11 protein-coding genes and 4 pseudogenes are annotated in these 19,764 nt (G+C 53.2%); 4 read left to right on the forward strand and 11 right to left on the reverse strand.

All coding sequences use genetic code 11. The features are described 5' to 3' along the window. Positions 1-162: 162 nt before the first annotated feature. From glgP to zapB, 6 genes and pseudogenes are all read right to left on the reverse strand, one after another. Positions 163-2,603, reverse strand: a pseudogene (gene glgP / locus HPC37_RS08480) (glycogen/starch/alpha-glucan family phosphorylase). Positions 2,604-2,636: 33 nt separating this feature from the next. Continuing rightward, a pseudogene (gene glgA, locus HPC37_RS08485) lies at positions 2,637-4,071 on the reverse strand (glycogen synthase GlgA). A gap of 69 nt (positions 4,072-4,140) precedes the next feature. After that, on the reverse strand, positions 4,141-5,433 hold the full coding sequence (glgC, locus tag HPC37_RS08490; RefSeq protein ID WP_208122722.1) for a glucose-1-phosphate adenylyltransferase: 1,293 nt from the start codon (positions 5,431-5,433) through the stop codon (positions 4,141-4,143). Positions 5,434-5,487: 54 nt separating this feature from the next. After that, a complete protein-coding gene (glgX, locus tag HPC37_RS08495; RefSeq protein WP_208122723.1) occupies positions 5,488-7,464 on the reverse strand; it encodes a glycogen debranching protein GlgX in 1,977 nt (658 codons plus the stop codon). A 4-nt stretch (positions 7,465-7,468) separates the two neighbouring features. After that, positions 7,469-9,693 (reverse strand): annotated as a pseudogene (gene glgB / locus HPC37_RS08500) (1,4-alpha-glucan branching protein GlgB). Between the two features lie 255 nt (positions 9,694-9,948). Continuing rightward, positions 9,949-10,187, reverse strand: a pseudogene (gene zapB, locus HPC37_RS08505) (cell division protein ZapB). Positions 10,188-10,378: 191 nt separating this feature from the next. Between zapB and glpX the strand changes: the two are divergent. Next, entirely contained in the window at positions 10,379-11,392 is a 1,014-nt protein-coding gene (gene glpX, locus HPC37_RS08510; protein ID WP_208122724.1) for a class II fructose-bisphosphatase, read from the forward strand. Positions 11,393-11,449: 57 nt separating this feature from the next. On the opposite strand, the gene rraA is transcribed toward glpX, so the two are convergent. Then, on the reverse strand, positions 11,450-11,971 hold the full coding sequence (gene rraA / locus HPC37_RS08515) for a ribonuclease E activity regulator RraA (RefSeq protein ID WP_208122725.1): 522 nt from the start codon (positions 11,969-11,971) through the stop codon (positions 11,450-11,452). Positions 11,972-12,032: 61 nt separating this feature from the next. Continuing rightward, positions 12,033-12,959, reverse strand: a complete 927-nt coding sequence (locus tag HPC37_RS08520; protein ID WP_208122726.1) for a 1,4-dihydroxy-2-naphthoate polyprenyltransferase — start codon at positions 12,957-12,959, stop codon at positions 12,033-12,035. A gap of 103 nt (positions 12,960-13,062) precedes the next feature. Here HPC37_RS08520 and tsaA point away from each other — a divergent pair, with 103 nt between their 5' ends. Beyond that, a complete protein-coding gene (gene tsaA / locus HPC37_RS08525; RefSeq protein ID WP_208122727.1) occupies positions 13,063-13,773 on the forward strand; it encodes a tRNA (N6-threonylcarbamoyladenosine(37)-N6)-methyltransferase TrmO in 711 nt (236 codons plus the stop codon). On the opposite strand, the gene HPC37_RS08530 is transcribed toward tsaA, so the two are convergent. From HPC37_RS08530 to pnuC, 3 genes are all read right to left on the reverse strand, one after another. After that, on the reverse strand, positions 13,760-14,527 hold the full coding sequence (locus HPC37_RS08530; RefSeq protein WP_208122728.1) for a class I SAM-dependent methyltransferase: 768 nt from the start codon (positions 14,525-14,527) through the stop codon (positions 13,760-13,762). The genes tsaA and HPC37_RS08530 overlap by 14 nt on opposite strands. 104 nt (positions 14,528-14,631) lie before the next feature. After that, positions 14,632-15,192, reverse strand: coding sequence for a superoxide dismutase family protein (sodC, locus tag HPC37_RS08535; protein WP_208122746.1), 561 nt, complete (start codon positions 15,190-15,192; stop codon positions 14,632-14,634). A 216-nt stretch (positions 15,193-15,408) separates the two neighbouring features. Beyond that, complete coding sequence (pnuC, locus tag HPC37_RS08540) at positions 15,409-16,113, reverse strand: nicotinamide riboside transporter PnuC (RefSeq protein ID WP_208122729.1); 705 nt, start codon at positions 16,111-16,113, stop codon at positions 15,409-15,411. Between the two features lie 172 nt (positions 16,114-16,285). On the opposite strand from pnuC, the gene rapA reads away from it, so the two are divergent. Further along, on the forward strand, positions 16,286-19,060 hold the full coding sequence (gene rapA / locus HPC37_RS08545; RefSeq protein ID WP_208122730.1) for an RNA polymerase-associated protein RapA: 2,775 nt from the start codon (positions 16,286-16,288) through the stop codon (positions 19,058-19,060). Next, on the forward strand, positions 19,047-19,706 hold the full coding sequence (gene rluA / locus HPC37_RS08550) for a bifunctional tRNA pseudouridine(32) synthase/23S rRNA pseudouridine(746) synthase RluA (protein ID WP_208122731.1): 660 nt from the start codon (positions 19,047-19,049) through the stop codon (positions 19,704-19,706). The genes rapA and rluA overlap by 14 nt, the downstream gene beginning before the upstream one ends. The last annotated feature ends 58 nt before the right edge of the window (positions 19,707-19,764 follow it).

The raw sequence follows: 19,764 nt of genomic DNA on the forward strand, positions 1-19,764 counted from the left end.
CCATGACGGAGTCATGAAAGAAAACAAGGAAAGAAAATAAACGAAATGGCGGAGTGAAGAACGCGCGCGCCGAGCGCCAGCTGAGAATAATGCGCAACAAAAAAACCGCACTTTAGGCAAAGTGCGGTGAAATAAAAACGGCGCTGGGCGCCGTTTTTGTCATTACAGTTTCACAGGTTTTAAATGCCAGATTTCATCCGCGTATTCCTGAATCGTACGGTCTGATGAAAAATAACTCATATTCACAATATTCTGAATGGCCTTGGCAACCCACACATCTTGATCGCGATAAATCTCATCAATCTTCTCTTGCGTATCCACATAACTACGGAAATCCGCAAAAGCTTGATAAAAATCGCTAAACGGTGAGAAAGACTGATAACGGCCTGGCTCATCTGGATTGAAAAAGCCGCTAGTGACTTGCTGAATCGCCTCACGCAGTTGCGGATCGTTTTCATAATATTGCGCTGGGTTATAACCATTGCGGCGCAACTCCTCGACTTGCTCAACCGTGTTACCGAAGATAAAGATATTATCTTCACCCACGTTTTGCAAAATCTCCACGTTCGCGCCATCGAGCGTACCAATCGTCAATGCGCCGTTGAGGGCAAATTTCATATTACTGGTGCCTGAGGCCTCGGTGCCGGCGAGTGAAATTTGCTCTGACACATCAGCAGCTGGGATGATCAACTGCGCAAGGCTCACGCTGTAGTTCGGGATGAACACCAGCTTGAGTTTGTCGTGCACGCGCATATCGTTGTTGATCACTTTCGCCACATCGTTGATTAAGCGGATGATTTGTTTCGCGGCATAGTAGGCCGACGCCGCTTTACCCGCGATGATGAACACGCGCGGTGTCCAGTCTTTTTCAGGGTTGCGCAAAATCGCGTTGTAGCGTGCGATGATGTGCAACAAGTTCAAATATTGACGTTTGTATTCGTGAATACGTTTGATTTGCACGTCAAACAGGGAATCTGGGTTGACCACAATGTTGAGGTTGTGGGCAATGTAGTTGGCCAGTTTCACTTTGTTGGCTTTTTTCACATCACGCACTTCTTGCATGAATTTCGGAAAGTCGGCGTATTGTTTGAGCTCGGTGAGGTGGCTCAAATCTTTGCGCCACGCCCGTCCAATGTATTGGTCAAACACCGACGAAAGGCCTGGGTTGGCCACACCAATCCAGCGGCGTGGGGTGATGCCGTTGGTCATGTTGCAGAAACGATCAGGGTAGATTTTCGCAAAGTCGGCAAAAATCGATTTCACCATCAAATCGGAGTGCAGTTTGGCCACACCGTTGACTTTGTGAGAGGCCACCACCGCCAGCCACGCCATGCGCACTTTGCGCCCGTCGTTTTCGTCAATCAGCGATACGCGGCGAATCAAATCTGGGTCTTTGGCGGTGTGTTCTTTGATGCTTTCTAAGAATTTTTCATTGATTTCTAAGATCAATTTCAAATGGCGTGGCAAAATCGCGCCCATCATATCCACCGGCCAGGTTTCCAACGCTTCGCCCATCAAGGTGTGGTTGGTGTAGGAGAACACTTGTTGGGTGATTTCCCACGCTTTATCCCAGCTAAAGCCCTCTTTGTCGATCAAAAGGCGCATCAACTCAGGAATAGCCAACACCGGGTGAGTGTCGTTTAAGTGGATCGAGACTTTTTCCGCGAGGTTATCAAAGGTTTTGTATTCCCAGTGGTGGCGGTGCAAAATGTCTTGCAATGAGGCAGACACCAAGAAGTATTCTTGGCGCAAGCGCAGCTCACGGCCAGCATAGGTCGAGTCATCTGGGTAAAGCACGCGGGAGACGTTTTCAGAGCTGTTTTGTTGCTCCATCGCCGCGAAGTAGTCACCGCGGTTAAATTTATTTAAGTCAAACACATCACCGGCGTTTGCAGACCACAAGCGCAGGCTGTTTGACATATCGGTTTCATAGCCTGGGATGATTTGGTCATAGCCCAGTGCGGTGATTTGGGTGGTGTCAACCCAGTTGCATTTGCCGTCTTTGGTTTCGCACTCAATGTGGCCACCAAATTCAACAATGTAGCGTTTGGTTGGGCGGACAAACTCCCAAGGCACGCCTTTTTCAAGCCAGGCGTCTGGGCGTTCTACTTGTTGGCTGTCGACAATTTCTTGGCGGAACATGCCGTATTCATAACGGATACCATAGCCCATGCCTGGCAAATTCAAGGTGGCGATAGAATCCAAGAAGCAGGCAGCCAAGCGGCCTAAGCCACCGTTACCCAAGCCTGGGTCAACTCTTTTTCAATGATTTCTTCTACATCCAAGCCGAGCGCTTCTAATGCTTCGCGCACGGTGTCGTAAACACCGACCGCCATCATGGCATTAGAGAGGGTGCGGCCCATTAAAAATTCCATCGAGAGGTAATAAACACGGCGGCAGCCTTGGGATTGGGTTGCACGTTGGGTTTTCAGCCAGCCATCTGATACTAAATCGCGCACCGCCAGCAAGGTTGCATTGAGCCAGTCACGTTGGCTTGCCACACTTGGGTCACGGCCGATAGCATAGATCAGTTTGTAGACAATAGAGTTTTTAACACCTTCCACGCTGTCTTGTGGGGTTGGGTGTAAAATTGGATTAACCATTGGATTAATTTCCTTTTGATGAGTGTTAACGTCTTAATTAAATAAACTATGATAAATCATGGCGTATTTCTCGGCGGCAAGATGCCAGCTGAAATCCGCTTCCATCGCATCAATACGAACTTTGTACCATTGCGGTTTAGCACGCCACAGTGTTTGCGCTTGCCCAAAGGCCCAAATTAGCCCTTGTGCGTTGGCATGTTCAAACACAAAGCCGGTGGCTGTTCGTTGTTTAATACTGTCTTTGTGGCTGGCAACGACTGTATCCGCAAGCCCGCCCGTTGCTCTTACTAATGGCAAGGTGCCATATTTTAACCCATAAAGCTGCGTTAATCCACAAGGCTCAAAGCGACTTGGCACTAAAATTACATCGCCACCGGCAATCACCAAATGGGAGAGTTTTTCGTTGTAGCCAATTTCAACCCCGATTTGCGCTGGGAAGTTGTCGCGCAGGTGGCAAAAGGCCTCTTCAAAGTAGCTATCACCTGAGCCGAGCAAGATAAATTGCATATTTTCATTGAGCACGTGTGGCAGGGCTTCAAGCAACATATCCACCCTTTTTGGGCGGTTAGGCGGGTGACCATCACAAACACTTGCGCGTTTTATTTTCAGGCAGGTTAAACGCGCGTTGCAGCGCCAGCTTACACTCGGTTTTGCCTTTCATGTTGCCCAGCTGATAGTTCGCCGGCAGCGCACCGTCAATCGCCGGATTCCAAATGCCGTAATCCACCCCGTTGAGCACGCCGCTTAAGCGCCCTTCATACATCAAGGTTGACAGCAACCCCTCAAGCCCGTAGGCATATTCAGGGGTGGTAATCTCGCGCGCGTAGGTTGGGCTCACGGCGGTGACGTGATCGGCATAATACAGGCCGGCTTTAAGGTATGAAATCTGGCCGTTGAGCTCTACACCATTGACGTTGAACATCTCCAGCGGCAGGCCAATTTCATACATATGATGAAAGCTGAACATCCCTTGGTAGGCCAGATTATGAATAGTGAAGACGGATTTGGCTGGGCGCCCTTTGGCGGCGAGATAAGCACAAGCCATGCCCGCGTGCCAATCGTGGGCGTGCACTACATCCGCCTTCCACCAGCTGTCTAAGCCCGCGCCCAATTCAGCACCAAACCAGCCGAGCAGCGCAAAGCGTTTGTAGTTGTCGGCATAGTCGTTGTACCACTGATCGTGATAAGGGTTGCCCTCGCGTTGATACAAGTGCGGTGCGTCAATCAAATAAATGCCCAGGCCGTTGTAGTCGGTGTAGCGCAAGGTGACCCAGCCGGCAAAGGTGGCGTAGGTGCCCACCTCGGTGGACGGTGGCAAGCCGCCGATCACGGCAGGATAGGCGGGCATCAACACGCGCACATCGTCGCCGTTTTGCTGTTGCGCAAAGGGCAGTGCGCGGGTCACATCGGCCAAGCCACCGGTTTTCAGTAGTGGGTATAACTCCGAACAAACGTGTAAAATTCTCATAATAGGTCCTAATTTTTTGTCATGAAAAACCGCACTTTACTCAATGCAAAGTGCGGTTTTATTAATTACTTATTTTTCTTCGCTGGGTTGCAGCTTTCTCAGCATCCGCTCGGTGACAAGCACCACGCCGCCTTTGCTGACGCGAAAACGCTCAGCGTCCCGTTTGAGATCGACACCGATTTCCATTCCATCTGGGATCACGCAGTGGCGGTCGATAATCGCGCGTTTAATCACCGCGTTTTTGCCGATGGTCACCTCAGGCAAAATCACAGAATATTCCACCTGTGAGCCCTCTTCAGCTACCACGTTGTCGAACAACACGGAGTTGCTGATAATCGCATCATTGATGATACAGCCGCCGGCGACAATGGAGTTGTCGAGCGCGCGGGTTTTGCGCAAATGTTTGTAGAAGAACTTCGACGGGAAGGTCTGTTTTGGATTAGAGCGAATCGGCCAGCGTTGGTCGAAAATATCCAATTGCGGATTTTCAGTCACCAAGTCAATGTTTGCCTCCCAGAAGGCATCCAAGGTGCCGACATCGCGCCAGTAGATTTCCCCTTCAGGGTTGCGGCCCATGCATGAGCGGCTAAATGGGTGCGCGTAAAGTACGCCTTCTTTCAGCGCTTGCGGGATGATGTCTTTACCAAAGTCGTGGCTGGATTCTGGTTTGACGAACTCGCGCTCTAAGATGTCGTAGAGGTAATCGGCGTCAAACACATAAATCCCCATTGAGGCCAGTGATGTGTCTGGGCGGCCTTTCATGGTTGGCGGATTGGCTGGTTTTTCGATGAAATCAGTCACTTGCAAGTTTTCATTGACTGCCATCACACCAAACTCGGTGGCTTTTTCTTTTTCCACCTCAATACAGCCCACGGTGCATTTGGCGCCGCTGGAGACGTGGTCGAGCAGCATTTGGGCATAGTTCATTTTGTAGATGTGGTCGCCGGCCAAAATCAGCACATATTTTGGGCGATAATGATTTTTCATGATATCGCTGTTTTGGTACACCGCATCGGCTGTGCCGCGATACCAGGTGCTGTCGTCTAATTGTTGGCGCGCCGGCAGCATATCAACAAACTCATTGCGCTCACGCGGCAAGAAGGACCAGCCGTGTTGCAAATGGCGCAACAACGAGTGGGCCATGTATTGGGTGACCACCCCGATGCGGTTGAGATTGGAGTTGATGCAGTTAGACAGGGCAAAGTCGATGATACGACAAGATCCACCAAAATACACCGCAGGCTTGGCGCGTTTGTCCGTGAGTTCATACAAACGTGAGCCGCGACCCCCTGCCAAAATGAGCACCAAGGTATCATCAGTGATGCGTAACATGCTTGGTGATTTTTTCAAAATCTCGTCCATAACTTTTTCCTCGTTAAATACAAAATAAAACGTTGCGCGGTAATACAACTCGATTTACCGAGTAAACACAAAAATGCCAGCACCTGGGAGCTGCGCGCTGCCTTCGCACACATTGGCGCCCCCAAATGCACTGTGCCAATCGCCTGGTGGCAATTGGAAACGTTGCTGTTCATAAGTGCGGTTGAGCGCCAGCAACCAGCGATCATTGAGCACAATTTGAAAGCCGATTGACTGGCTATCTTCCCACGCGCCAATGCTCATCGGCGAGCCTGCGCAATCAAACCAGGCCACCTGCTCGTCATCGAGCCATTGGGCTTGGTTGAGGGCTGGGATCTGCTTGCGCAGAGCAATCAGCGCTTTAATCTCATCATGCAAGGCCCAATCGGCGCGCGCCCAATCCAGCCAGGTGATGGCGTTGTCTTGGCAATAGGCGTTGTTATTGCCCAGCTGGCTGTGGCCGAGTTCATCGCCACTGAACAACATCGGCGTGCCGTGGGCCAAAAGTGCGGTCGCCAGCATGCCTGTGACGGCGGCGCGGCGTTTTTGATTGATGGTTGCATCCTCACACTCGCCCTCACAGCCGAAGTTGTTGTTGATGTTGTCGTTGTGCCCGTCGCGATTGTCTTCGCCGTTCGCCCAGTTGTATTTTTGCTCATAAGTGACCAAATCGTGCGCAGTGTAGCCGTCGTGGGAGCAGATGTAATTCACGCTGGCAAACGGCAAACTCCTTGCTTGGAAAATATCACTCGAGCCACTAAAGCGCTGAGCAAACAGCCCCATGGTGCCGCGATAGTGCAGCCAAAAGGCGCGCATATCATCACGAAAACGGTCACTCCACTGGGCGAAATAATCCGGGAAGTTACCCAGCTGATAGCCACCCCAGCCGATATCCCACGGCTCGGCGATGAACTTTTTCTCACGCAAAATAGGGTCTTCGGCAATTGCTTGAAACAGCGCCGCATCACGATTAAAGTGCGGTTCGCGCCCCAACACGGAGGCTAAATCAAAGCGGAAGCCATCAACGTGACACTCCTCGACCCAATAGCGCAGGCAATCAAGCACCCACTGGCGCACATTCGGCTGGCTGCAATTGAGCACATTGCCGCAGCCTGTCCAGTTGTGATAGCGCCCTTGCTCGTCAAGCCAATAATAGTTGGCGTTGTCAATCCCGCGTTGGCTCAGCGTTGGCTGCTCGGCGTCAGAGTCCGCCGTGTGGTTAAACACCACATCCAAAATCACCTCAATGCCCGCTTGGTGGAGCGTTTTCACCAGCTGTTTAAACTCGCTCAGCGCCGCATTGCGATCGCTGGCGTAATCACTTTCTACCGCCATCGGGGCTAAGGTGTTGTAGCCCCAATAATTGCTCAGGCCTTTTTGTTGCAAATGCAGCTCATCGGCGTGGAACGCCACCGGCATCAGCTCCACCGCGGTGATGCCTAAATTTTTCAAATAATTGACCGACACAGGGTGCGCTAGGCCAGCGTAAGTGCCGCGCAGCCGCTGTGGGATTTGCTCGTTGAGCTGGCTGAAGCCTTTAACGTGCAGCTCATAAATAATTGTTTGCGCCCACGGCGTATTCGGTGGGTTGTCTGCTTGCCAATCAAATTCATCGCACACCACCACCGCTTTCGGTGCCACGGCGCTGTTGTCTAAATCGGTGGTGAAATCAAACAACGCACGGGTGTCATCATCAAAGTGCGGTTTGTGGCTCACCGCTTTGGCGTAAGGGTCAAGCAGCACTTTTTGTGGGTTGAAATACAACCCGCGCGCGCTGTCGCTGTGGCCATGAACCCGAAAGCCGTAGTGAACCGCACTTTGCATTTCGGCCAAAAATACCGACCAAATATGCTGCTCATCGCGCTGCATCCGAAAGCGATGCTCGCGCCCACTGCGGGAGAACAAGCACAACTCCACCAGCGTGGCATGCTCTGAAAAGAGCACAAAATTAATGCCCGCCACGCCATCAATCACCTGGCGTGAGGCACCCAATGGCGCACTCACACCCGCTTTTACTCGCCCAATCACCGCCATGGCTTTACTCTTCGCTCTCGTCTTTCAAAGCCTCAGTTGCATTGCCTTGGCGTTGTAAAAAAATGGTCGCCAACGGCGGAATAGTCAAACTCAACGAGTGCGCCTTGCCGTGGCTTGGCACGTTTTCAGTGTGGCACGCGCCCATGTTGCCCACGTTTGAGCCGCCATAGAAACTTGAATCACTGTTGAGTACCTCGCGGTATTCGCCCGCTTGCGCCACGCCAATGCGATAATTTTCCCGCGGCACTGGCGTGAAGTTGCTCACCACAATCACCTCATTGCCAGCGCGATCACGCCGCGCAAAGGCAAACACCGAGTTTTGCGCGTCGTCCACCACCAGCCACTCAAAGCCGGCAGGGTCAAAATCGAGTTGATAGAGCGCCGATGTTTGGGTGTAAAGGTGGTTGAGGTCTTTCACCCAATTTTGCACGCCTTTGTGCCATGGGCCGCCGTTGGCCTCATCGAGCAAGAACCAATCCAAACTTTCTTGATAGTTCCACTCACGGCCTTGGGCAAATTCATTGCCCATAAACAGCAGTTTTTTGCCCGGGTGCCCCCACATATAGCCGTAATAGGCGCGCAGGTTAGCAAATTTTTGCCACGCATCGCCTGGCATTTTGTCCACCAGCGAGCCTTTGCCGTGCACCACCTCATCGTGAGAGAGCGGCAAAATAAAGTTTTCGGTGTAGTTATACAACATGCCGAAAGTGAGCTTGTCGTGGTGGTATTGGCGATAAATTGGGTCGAGCTTCATATAAGAGAGCGTATCGTTCATCCAGCCCATATTCCATTTGTAGTGGAACCCCAGCCCGCCCATTTCTGGCGGATTGGTGATGCCTGGGAACGAGGTGGACTCCTCGGCAATCGTGGCCGCGCCGTCCATTTCGTTGCCAATCACATAATTGGTGTGTTTTAAAAACTCGATCGCTTCAATGTTTTCACGCCCGCCGTATTGATTCGGGATCCACTCGCCCTCTTTGCGTGAATAGTCGCGATAAATCATCGACGCCACCGCGTCCACCCGCAAGCCATCAAGCCCGAACCGTTCGAGCCAATACAACCCGTTGCCAGCGAGGAAGTTTTTCACCTCATTGCGCCCGTAGTTATAAATCAAGGTGTTCCAATCTTGGTGGTAGCCCTCACGCGGGTCGGCGTGTTCATAAAGTGCGGTGCCGTCAAAATAAGCCAGCCCGTGGGTGTCGCTTGGGAAATGCCCTGGCACCCAGTCGAGAATCACGTTGATGCCTTCATCGTGGGCGCGCTGGATAAAATTGAGCAGCTGCTGCGGGCTGCCAAAGCGGCTGGTCGGTGAATACAACCCCAGCGGTTGATAGCCCCACGAGCCGTCAAACGGGAATTCGTTAATCGGCATTAATTCGATGTGAGTAAAGCCCATCTCTTTGACATACGGGATCAGCTCATCGGCGATTTGCTCATAATTGAGCCAGAAATTGTTCTCCAAATTGCGCCGCCACGAGCCCAAATGCACTTCATAAATAGACACTGGCGCATCGAACGCGTTGGTTTTTTTGCGTTTTTCCGTCATCGGGATAATATCGGGCAGCGCACTGACTTGCGAGGCGGTATCTGGCCGCAGCTGGGAGGCAAAGGCGAACGGGTCCGCTTTCAGGCGGATGTTGTCATTGGCATCAAGCAGCTCGTATTTATACAGCTCACCGAGCGCCACTTTCGGGATAAAAATCTCCCACAGGCCGTTTTCAGGGTGAAAGCGCATCGGGTGGCGACGGCCGTCCCAGAAGTTGAAATCCCCCACCACGGAAACGCGTTTGGCATTCGGCGCCCACAAAATAAAGTTCACGCCAGCCACGCCGTCGATTTCGGTGAAATGGGCACCGAGTTTTTCATACGGACGGTAGTGCGTGCCCTCGGCGAGCAGCCAGTTGTCAAGGTCAGACAACAGCGGGCGGAAGCGGTAAGGATCTTCCACCAATTGGCTTTCATGCCCCCAATGGACGTTGAGTTGATAAGCAAAAAAATCGTGACGGTTTGGGATCACCGCGGCAAAAAGCCCTCATCATGCAAACGTTCCATCTCCACGATGTCGTCTTGGCTTTCTTTGTCGATGATGGTGACACTGGAGGCATCGGGCATCAGCACCCGCACTTCAATGCCGTTGTTGGTTTCGTGCATGCCCAGCACAGCGAAAGGATCGGCGTGACGGCCGTTTAATAGCGCATCAATTGTTGCAAAATCAACCAAAGTACCCATATTCTCTCCACATCTTTATGCGTAGCGCCATCGCTAGATGATGAAAGTGCGGTTTGCTTGATTTGTTGTTTGATAACCCGTTAACCGCACTTGCGCTAACTCTTTAAGGTTAACTACAGGGTGGCATAGAATGGGGGCTTTGACAATCTGGAAGGTTTAAAATTAAGGCTTAGATCACAATATTTTTATATATTTAAATTAATACTGTGACCTAATTCGCAAAAGAAAACCGAGCAGTGTGCTCGGCTTGTGTGATTAAACGTTGTCGATTTGGCCAAGAAGGGAGCGCACTTTGTCTTCCCAGTTTTTGCGCTCTTCGTGCAGGCGGTCTTTTTCACGATTCAAATTTTCGCGCTCTTCACGCACTTGGTTGAGTTCGTTTTGCAGTTGATCGTGTTTGCCTTTCAACTCTTCCAATTCAAGTTGTTGCAATTGAATAGTTTCTACGGCTTGTTTAATTTTTGGTCAAGTTGTTCGAGCAAGTCAAAAGACATAGTGTAAATCCTCTTGGGTGAAATGAATACGTCACTCTATTCTAACGCAGATCCCAGAAGATTTCACATAAAATTACAGGCCACTGGTGTGATAATTCTGTTCACTAATATTCCAGCACTATGCTACAATAAATTTTTGTGTGGATATCTCATCCCTCGGCTACATTAACCCAACCAAAAGGCACACAAAAATGAAACGAGCCCTCGCAATTGAATTCTCCCGTGTAACTGAAGCTGCCGCCCTTGCTGGCTTTGCCTGGCTTGGCCGTGGCGACAAAAATGCCGCAGACGACGCCGCCGTGAAAGCCATGCGCTTAATGCTTAACCAAATTGAAATTGATGGCAAAATTGTCATCGGTGAAGGCGAAATCGACGAAGCGCCGATGCTCTACATCGGCGAAAAAGTCGGCAAAGGTGGCATTGATGACATTTGCATCGCCGTTGACCCAATCGAGGGCACCCGCATGACCGCCATGGGGCAGGCCAACGCGCTGTCTGTGTTAGCCGCCGGCGGGCCAAACACCTTTATCGGCGCGCCGGATATGTACATGGAAAAGCTGGTTGTCGGCCCAGAGGTGAAAGGCATGATTGACCTCAACCTACCACTTGAGCAAAACCTGCGCCGCGTGGCCTCTAAGCTTGGCAAATTGCTCTCGCAATTAACCGTGGTCACCCTCGACAAACCGCGCCATCAAGCCGTTATCAAACAAATGCAACAACTGGGCGTGAAAGTGCTCGCCATCCCAGACGGCGATGTGGCCGCCTCAATTCTCTGCTGCCTGCCGGATAACAATGTGGATATGCTCTATGCCATTGGCGGCGCGCCTGAAGGCGTGGTGGCCGGTGCCGCGATTCGCGCACTCGGGGGCGATATGCAAGTGCGGTTTTTAGCCCGTGATGAGGTGAAAGGCGACAGTGAAGAGAACAAAGCTATCGCCGCCAAAGAGCGTGCGCGCTGTGCAGAGATGGGCGTGCCAGTGGGTGAAGTGCTCACCCTCGAGCAAATTGTGCGCGACGACAACCTCGTGTTCTCCGCAACCGGCATCACTAACGGCGACTTGCTCAAAGGCATCCACCGCAAAGGCGATGTTGCCACTAGCGAAACCTTGCTGATTCGTGGCCGCTCACGCACCATTCGCCGGATTCAATCGTTCCATTATTTAAACCGTAAAGACAGCGAGCTTTACCGCCTGATCGGTAACTGATAACAAAAACCGCACTTTGATATAAAGTGCGGTTTTTTATAACGGGTGAAGCGTGCGTTAATCGTCGTCTTCAAACGGGTCATCCACCTCATCGTTGTTGAGCTCAAGCGGCTCAGGCGAGAGGATGATGCCGGTTAAATCGGCGTACACGTTATCTTCTGGCAAAAAGGTCACGCCACCAAAATTGACCGGGATATCGCTGTCGCCCACGGTGCGCTCGTCGGCGGAAACCGGGATAGGCGCCAGGGCATGAATGCCGATGTCTAACCCTTCAAGCACATCGAGTTGACGCACCGCGCCATAGACGATGATACCTTCCCACTCGTTTTCCAGCGCGAGCTGCGCAAGATACCCGTCAATCAAGGCGCGGCGCACAGAGCCACCACCGTCAATCAACAACACACGCCCGCGGCCATCTTCTTCCAATATTTCTTCGATAAGGCCATTGCTTTCAAAGCATTTGACGGTGCTCACTTTGCCATAAAACGACGTGCGGCCCCCAAAGCTTGAAAAAAGTGGCTCAACCACGTCAATTTGATCTTGGTAGATGTCGCACAATTGTGATGTATCAATACGCATAGTTGTGTCCTTTTTAATCAATGATGGCCTTTAGTATAAACGCGATCAGGGCAAATTGCCATTAAAACCCACCGCCACTGAGCACAATGCCAAGGCTAAACAGCACATTGGTCAACAGCGCCAACAGCGACATTTGCGCCAGCATTGGGCGCAGTTGCGCCGGCTTTCGTGCGCGGAACACGCTGCGCAAATGCCACAGCAACAGCGGCGATGCGAGCAGGCATAACAGCATCGACATGCCCAGCGCCATGGCATAAAACACGCCCAAATAGACATAAATCGCCAGCGCGCCAAACACCAACACGGCGTGATAACGCTTGGCATTTTTCATCTCAAGGCGCACCGCGAGTGTGTTTTTGCCGGCCAGTTTGTCTTGCTCTATATCACGTAAGTTATTGATATTCAACACCGCGGTCGCCAACAAGCCGGTGGCGGTGGCGGCGAGGAAAATCGGCGGGCCAATCACATAATGGGTTTGCAAATAATAGGTGCCGCCCACGCCAATCCAGCCAAAAAAGGTCAACACCGAAATATCCCCAAGGCCGATGTAGCCATAAGGCTTTTTGCCCACGGTGTAGGTGATCGACGCCAGAATCGCCAGCGCCCCGAGAGCCAAAAAGGCAAATAAATCTTGCCAGCTGCGACACGCCACCACAATCAGCACCAAGCCGGAGAGACACGCGAGGCTGGCGACGGTGATCAAGCCCCATTTGAGCTGGCGGGCGGTGATCAGCCCTTGCTGAATGCCGCGCAGCGGGCCGATGCGCTCGGCGGTGTCGGAGCCTTTTTGGTGATCGCCATAATCGTTGGCAAAGTTTGATAACACTTGCAATAAAAGTGCGGTCAGCACCGACCAAAATAAAATCGCGCCATTAAAGTGCCCATCGGCATAGCCCAGTGCGGTGCCGGTGAGAATCGAGGCCAACGCCAGCGGCAACGTTTTCGGCCGCGCGGTTGAAAGCCAGATGGCTAGCTGTGAATTTTTCATATCCAATTAACAAAAACGACATTTTGATGTAAAAAAGGTATTATACGCATAAATTCTGGGTTTGATATTGACCTAACAGGGTATTTTTTCAATTAGGAGCGCCATGACCGCACTTTGCCTTGAGCCGATTGCCATCGCTCACACGCCGTATAACGAAAAATTCTCGGTGCCGCGCCAAGCGCAACTTAGCCGCTATGGCAAAGGAGAGATTGAACTGCTGCCGCCGTTCGACAGCCGCGAGTGCGTGCGCGGGCTTGAGCAATTCAGCCACCTGTGGTTGATTTTCCAGTTTGATCAAATCCCAGCCAACAAATGGCACCCCACCGTGCGGCCACCGCGCTTGGGCGGCAATCAACGCGTGGGCGTGTTTGCCTCCCGCGCCACTCACCGGCCCAATCCGCTGGGGCTGTCGAAAGTAGCGTTAGAAGACATTTGCATTCACAAAGGTCGCGCGCGGCTGCGCGTAGGCGGGATTGATTTGGTCAATGGCACACCGATTTTCGACATCAAGCCCTACATCGCCTATGCCGATTGCGAGCTAAATGCCAAGTGCGGTTTTGCCGCCGAGCCACCACGCGTGGCCATTGAGGTGGCCTTCAGCGACCAAGCGCAGGCCATGCTGCAAAGCGACAGCGCGCGGCAATACCCGCACCTTCGAGAATTCATCACCGAGCTTATCGCGCAAGACCCGCGGCCGGCCTACCAGCAAGGCCAGTGCGGGCGGGAGTACGGCTTGAGCATTTGGGCATTTAACGTGCGCTTTGTCTTCACCGCCGCCCATCAAGCGGAAGTGACCTGCATCACCGCACTTTAGCTTTTTCGCTACACAGCGCAATGAAATTAAGCCGTTTTTCTTTGTCGTTGAAAAGCGTAAACATCTTTTTAAAGGTTGGGCGATTTTCCGCACGCAGGGCGTTGCGCACAATCTTAAGCGTGCCTAAAAGCCCTTCGTCGTAGATCATCCCGCGCGGCGACAGCAACGTCATCTCACCTTTAATGTGTTCACAACGGGCAAAGCCGCTGTCTAAAAAGAGCTGCTGCCAGCCTTGTTCAGTCAGTGGCGTGACGGTGATGTTGATGGCGTGGCGCAAGTCGTTGATGATCGCCTCATCGTGCTCGCGGGTGAGCATCACATCGTGGGTCAGCAGTCGCCCGCCGGGCTTTAACACGCGGCAGTATTCACTGATGGCTTTGCGCTTGGCCTCAATCGGCAACATGGTGAGCATCGCCTCATTAATCACCACATCAAAGCTTTCATCGGCAAACGGCAGCTTGGTGGCGTTGGCGCGCTGCACCTCAATCAAATGGCTCAAACCGCACTTGGCAATATTCTCGCGTGCCTTGGCCAGCGCGGTTTCATCCAAATCCACCCCTGTGATATGGCAGCCAAAGCGCTGCGCGAGGTTAATCGCCGTGGTGCCCATGTTGCACGCCACCTCCAGCACCGCACTTTGGGCATCAAATTGCCCGTGCTCAAACAGCCACTCAGTGGCCTTGCGTCCGCCTGGGCGCAAGCGTTTTTTGCCCAGCCGCGCCAAAAAATTATGCCCAACCTCGTCTTTTTTCATAGCAATCCTTAAGGTGAAATTAAAATACATCTTATAATAAGCGAAATGATTCCTATTGCCAACGATTTTCAGGCAAGAAAAAAGCGCCCATTGGGCGCTTTGTGTTATTTAATCACACCGCAGGCCATGCGAGGGCCGCCACCGCCGAGCGGTTTTGGCTCATCGGAGTGATTGTCACCGTGGAGGTGAATCATCAAGGAGTGGCCTTTGATTTCATCAAGTGAATGCAGCCGTGGCGCCAAAACGGGATTGCTCGCGCTGCCGTCTTGCTCGACTGCCAAGGCTGGCAAGTCGCCTAAATGGCCGCCATCATCCCACGGGGTGCTGTGTTTGCCGGTGTTTTTTGGGTCCCAGTGGCCGCCTGCAGCCAGGCCAGCGACTTGTTTGCCGTCTTTTTCTTTTGGATCACAGCTTGGGTTTTGGTGAATGTGAAAGCCGTGCACACCGGGTGTTAACTGTTTGAGTTCAGGGGTGAAAACCAGCCCGTATTTGGTTTCAGTGACATACACCTTGCCGATCTCTTGGTTGCCTTTTTCCACATCGAGCAACTCCATCGGGATTTCCAGCGCGTTGTCGTGCGCGTGGTTATGGTCACCGTGCGCCAACGCCGCCCCCGAGCCGAGCAGTGCGGTGAGTGTGAGTGCTGTTAGTAATGGTTTTTTCATCATGATCACTCCTTTTGTTAAATCAGCCACATGGCTGGTTTTAGAATATAAGAATCCAGCGCGATTTTCCAGTTTTGCCTTATGCCAGCACCCTCATCCGCTCATTCATGCTGAAGATACGGCCGATGCCAAGTGCGGTAAATATTGCCAATCGCCTACAAAATTTAGAGAAAAAACAAAAGTGCGGTCATATCAAACCGCACTTTTGCTGGAAGGCTAAGCCAGTTGGCTTGATTTGCTCAGTTTGGTCCAGTTGTAGTAACCGTAAAGTGAGTTGAGCAGGTAGGCGACGTACATCATCACAATTGACAGGCCGCCAGGTTCTTCTGCGGTGATCCACAACATGATGGACACGATGTTGAGTGCAATCCACAAAATCCATTGCTCGCGATAGCGCAAGATCATCAACACTTGTGCCACCACCACAATCACGGTGGAGATGCCGTCAAGCGAGGTGGAGTTGCCGCCGTAGTAGCGCAAAATGCTGATAAACACCGCAGAGCCGACCACGATGATGGCCAATGTAGTCAGCCAGCCCACCACACTCAAGGCGCGAGCTTGGATAAGCTCGGTGCCGGTGGCTTTTTGCATATTGGCTTTCCATAAGAAATAGCCGATAAATTGCGCTGGAATGTAGACATACAAGGTGGTGGTCATTTCGCCGTAAAAGCCTTGGGAGAGCGAAATATAAAAGTAAGTGTAGGCAAAAATCAACCCGAACAGGTAGTTACTGATTTTCCCTTTACCGACAAACACCACGCACAAAATGCCGCTGATGCCTGAAATCATGCCTAACACAGAGTCAGGCGCGTAGATATACGCCCCGATTTGCGCTGCTAAAAACAAAAACAGCCAAAAAGCCTCGAAGGGTGTCCAGCCAGAAAATAACTCCGTTTTGAGTTTTTGTAGCCACGTTGTCATATTATGATCCTCATGATGGTTAAGTGCGGAAATTATATATCACAAAAATAGTTTTTGCGTAGTGATTTTTTAAAATTTGTTATGTTTATTTTTCATGTTGGCGAAAATTATTTTCTCCCTCGATTTTGCTTTATAATACCGCTTATGAAAATCACAGGAAAAAGAGCCATTTATGCAACAATTTGCTGTTGGGCAGCGCTGGTTTTGTGAAAGTGAAACCCAGCTAGGCTTAGGGATTGTGACCGCACTTTCACCCCGGCAGGTGCGCTTGCACTTCCCGCTGGCGCAAGAAACGCGCCTGTATGCCCGCCAAGGCGCGCCGCTTAAGCGCCTGTTGTTTGCTCAAGGTGAGCAGGCGAAAAGTGCCGAAGGCTGGATGATGCGTGTTGGGCAACGTGCGGTGCGCGACGGCGTGGTGCACTATATCGGCACGCGCGTTGACAGCGGCGAGCAAGTGAGCTTGGCTGAAACACACCTGGCCCACCAGCTGACGTTTAGCACCGCCAAAGTGCGGTTGCTTTCAGGCGTGTTTGACAGCAACGCCGCGTTTGACCTGCGCTTGGCGGCACTGCGCGCGCAACAGGCGCAATTTCGCTCGCCACTGCGCGGCTTGCGCGGTGCGCGTGCGGCCTTGATTGCCCACCAATTGCACATCGCCCAAACGGTGGCGGAGCGCCACGCGCCACGGGTGCTGCTCGCCGATGAGGTGGGCTTGGGCAAAACCCTTGAGGCGGGCTTGATCATCCACCATCAGCTGCTAAGTGACAAAATCCAGCGGGTGTTGATTGTGCTGCCACACAACTTGCAGCACCAATGGCTGCTGGAAATGCGCCGGCGGTTCGATTTGCCCTTTGGCTTGATTAACGAGGAAGCCAGCAACCCCTTTGCCGAGCAGCCGCTGCTGATTTGCCCGTTGGAGTGGCTTTTGGCGGAGCCTGAGCGGGTGCGGCTTGCCGAGCGCGCGAGCTTTGACATGCTGGTGGTTGATGAAGCCCACCATCTCGCTTGGCACCAAGAGGAGCCCAGTGCCGCCTATCTGGCGGTGGAGCGGCTGGCCAAAGCTATCCCCGCAGTGTTATTGCTCTCGGCCACGCCAGAGCAGCTGGGGCTGGAGAGCCATTTTGCCCGCTTGAAATTGCTCGATCCGCACCGCTTTTATGACCTCGATGCCTTCATTCGCGAGCAGCGCGGCTACCAGCGTGTGGTGGCGATCATCAATCAATTGCTGGAAGGCGCGCCGCTCAGTGCGCAGGCGCAAGCAACATTAGCGCAGCTGCTCGGCCAACCGCACTTTGTGCTCAGCGATGACAACCGCCAAGCGACCATCAACGCGCTGCTCGACCGCCATGGCACCAGCCGCGTGCTGTTTCGCAACACTCGCGCCATGATTGCAGGCTTCCCGCAACGCAAAGTGCGGTTACAGGCGCTCGCGTGCCCAGCACAATACGGCGATGAGGTGAGCCTCACGCCTGAAGTGGATTATTCTGGCGCTGTGCCGTGGTGGCAGTTTGACCCACGCGTGGCAGCGGTGCAGGAGAGCTTGCAGGCAGACAAACAGCAAAAGTGGCTGCTGATTTGCCACACGGCGCACACTGCCATCGCCCTTGAAACGGCGCTGCGCACGCGCTTTGGCACGCGTTGTGCGCTGTTTCACGAGCACATGAGCGTGATTGAGCGCGACCGTGCAGCGGCCTATTTTGCCCAAGGCCACGACGGCGCACGGCTTTTGATAAGCTCTGCGATTGGCGCGGAGGGGCGCAATTTTCAATTTGCCAGCGGCTTAATTTTATTCGACCTGCCCGCCCACCCTGATCGCCTTGAGCAGGCCATCGGCCGGCTGGATCGCATCGGCCAAGGCGAGAGCATTGACATTGTGGTGCCCTATTTTGCCAACAGCGTGCAAGCGCGCTGGGTGCAGTGGTATCACCAAGGACTGGACGCTTTCGCTCGCCCCTGCCCAATGGGCGAGGCGCTGTTTGCCGAGTTTGGCGCACAGGTGGCAACAACCGAGGATTTCACCGCACTTTTACACCACACCCAAGCCCGCCGAGCCGAGTTGCACGCAGCCATGACGCGCGGGCGGGATAAACTGCTGGAATACCACTCCAGCGGTGGCGAGCAGGCCAAGCGCCTAGCCCAGCAGATCGCCGAAGACGACGCCGATCCAGCCTTGGGCGCGTTTGCCCAAGCGCTGTTTGCCTGCCTTGGGGTGGACGATGAGCCGTTAAGCGATCACCACTTCTTGCTGCGCGCAGGCGAGACGATGCTCAGTGATTTCATCACCTTGCCTGAAGAGGGGCTGGCCGCCACTTTTGACCGCACTTTTGCGCTCTCGCGTGAGGAGGTGATGTTTTTAACCTGGGATAGCCGCCTGATTCGCCAAGGGATCGACTTTGTGCTCTCTGGGGATTTGGGCAAAAGTGCGGTTGCGCTGCTCATCAACCCCGCCTTACCGGTGGGCACCTGCTTGGTGGAGCTGGTGTTTGTGCTGCAAAGCCAGGCGCCGGCGAGCTTGCAGCTCACGCGCTTTTTGCCACCTACACCGATTCGCTTGCTGCTTGACCGCCACGGGCGGGATTTGGCAGCCCAAGTTCGTGATGACGCCTGGCAGCGCCAGCTTCAGCCTGTCAGCCAAGCGGTGGGGCAGCAGATGATCGCCATGACCAAAGCAGTGGTGTCAAAAGCCTGCGAGCAGGCAGAGGCATTGGTGAAAACGCAAAGTGCGGTTATCATAGCGCAAGCCAAAGCACAAATGCAGGCGCAGATGGGCGCTGAGATGGCGCGCCTACGCGCACTTTCCGCCGTCAACGCCAGCATTCGCGCAGAAGAAATCACCGCACTGAGCGCGCGCACGCGTCAGATGGCGGCCTATTTAGATGAGGCGAGTGTGCGCCTTGACAGCGTGCGATTAATTGTCAGCAATAAGGAACACTATGGCACTGATTGAATACAACCCACCCACCGAGCCGTGGCTTGAGCTGGTCTATTTCGACAACCACATCGCGGTGGTCAACAAACCCAGCGGGCTGCTTTCTGTGCCGGGCAGCCGCGAGAAGTATCGCGACAGCGCCACCGTGCGCGTGCAGGAGAAATTTGGCTTTGCCGAGCCTGTCCACCGCCTGGATATGGCCACCAGCGGGATTATTTTGTTCGCCTTGAGCAAAATGGCGGAAAAAGACCTCAAACGGCAATTTCGCGAGCGGCAAACCAAAAAGCGCTACCAAGCGATTGTGTGGGGGCACCCGCGTGCGCGTGAAGGGTTGGTTAACTTGCCACTGATTTGTGACTGGGAAAATCGCCCGCGCCAACGGATTGATTTTAATCTCGGCAAAACGGCCGCCACCTTTTATCAGGTGCTGGCCTATTACCCCAACAACACCGCGCGGGTGCAGCTCACGCCGATCACCGGCCGCTCGCACCAACTGCGCGTGCATATGCTCGCCCTCGGCCACCCGATTATCGGCGATAAGTTCTACGCCCACCCACAGGCCAAAGCCTTAAGCCCACGCTTGGCGCTGCACGCCGAGCAGCTGAGCTTCACCCACCCGCTGACCCACGAAAACGTCACCGTCACCGCGCCGGTGCCGTTTTGACCGCACTTTGCTTTTTCGGTGTAAAGTGCGCTCTGGCTGCGCCTTTGGCGGTTAAAAT

This window comes from Spirabiliibacterium mucosae, from assembly GCF_014884965.1.
GTDB classification, from domain to species: domain Bacteria; phylum Pseudomonadota; class Gammaproteobacteria; order Enterobacterales; family Pasteurellaceae; genus Spirabiliibacterium; species Spirabiliibacterium mucosae.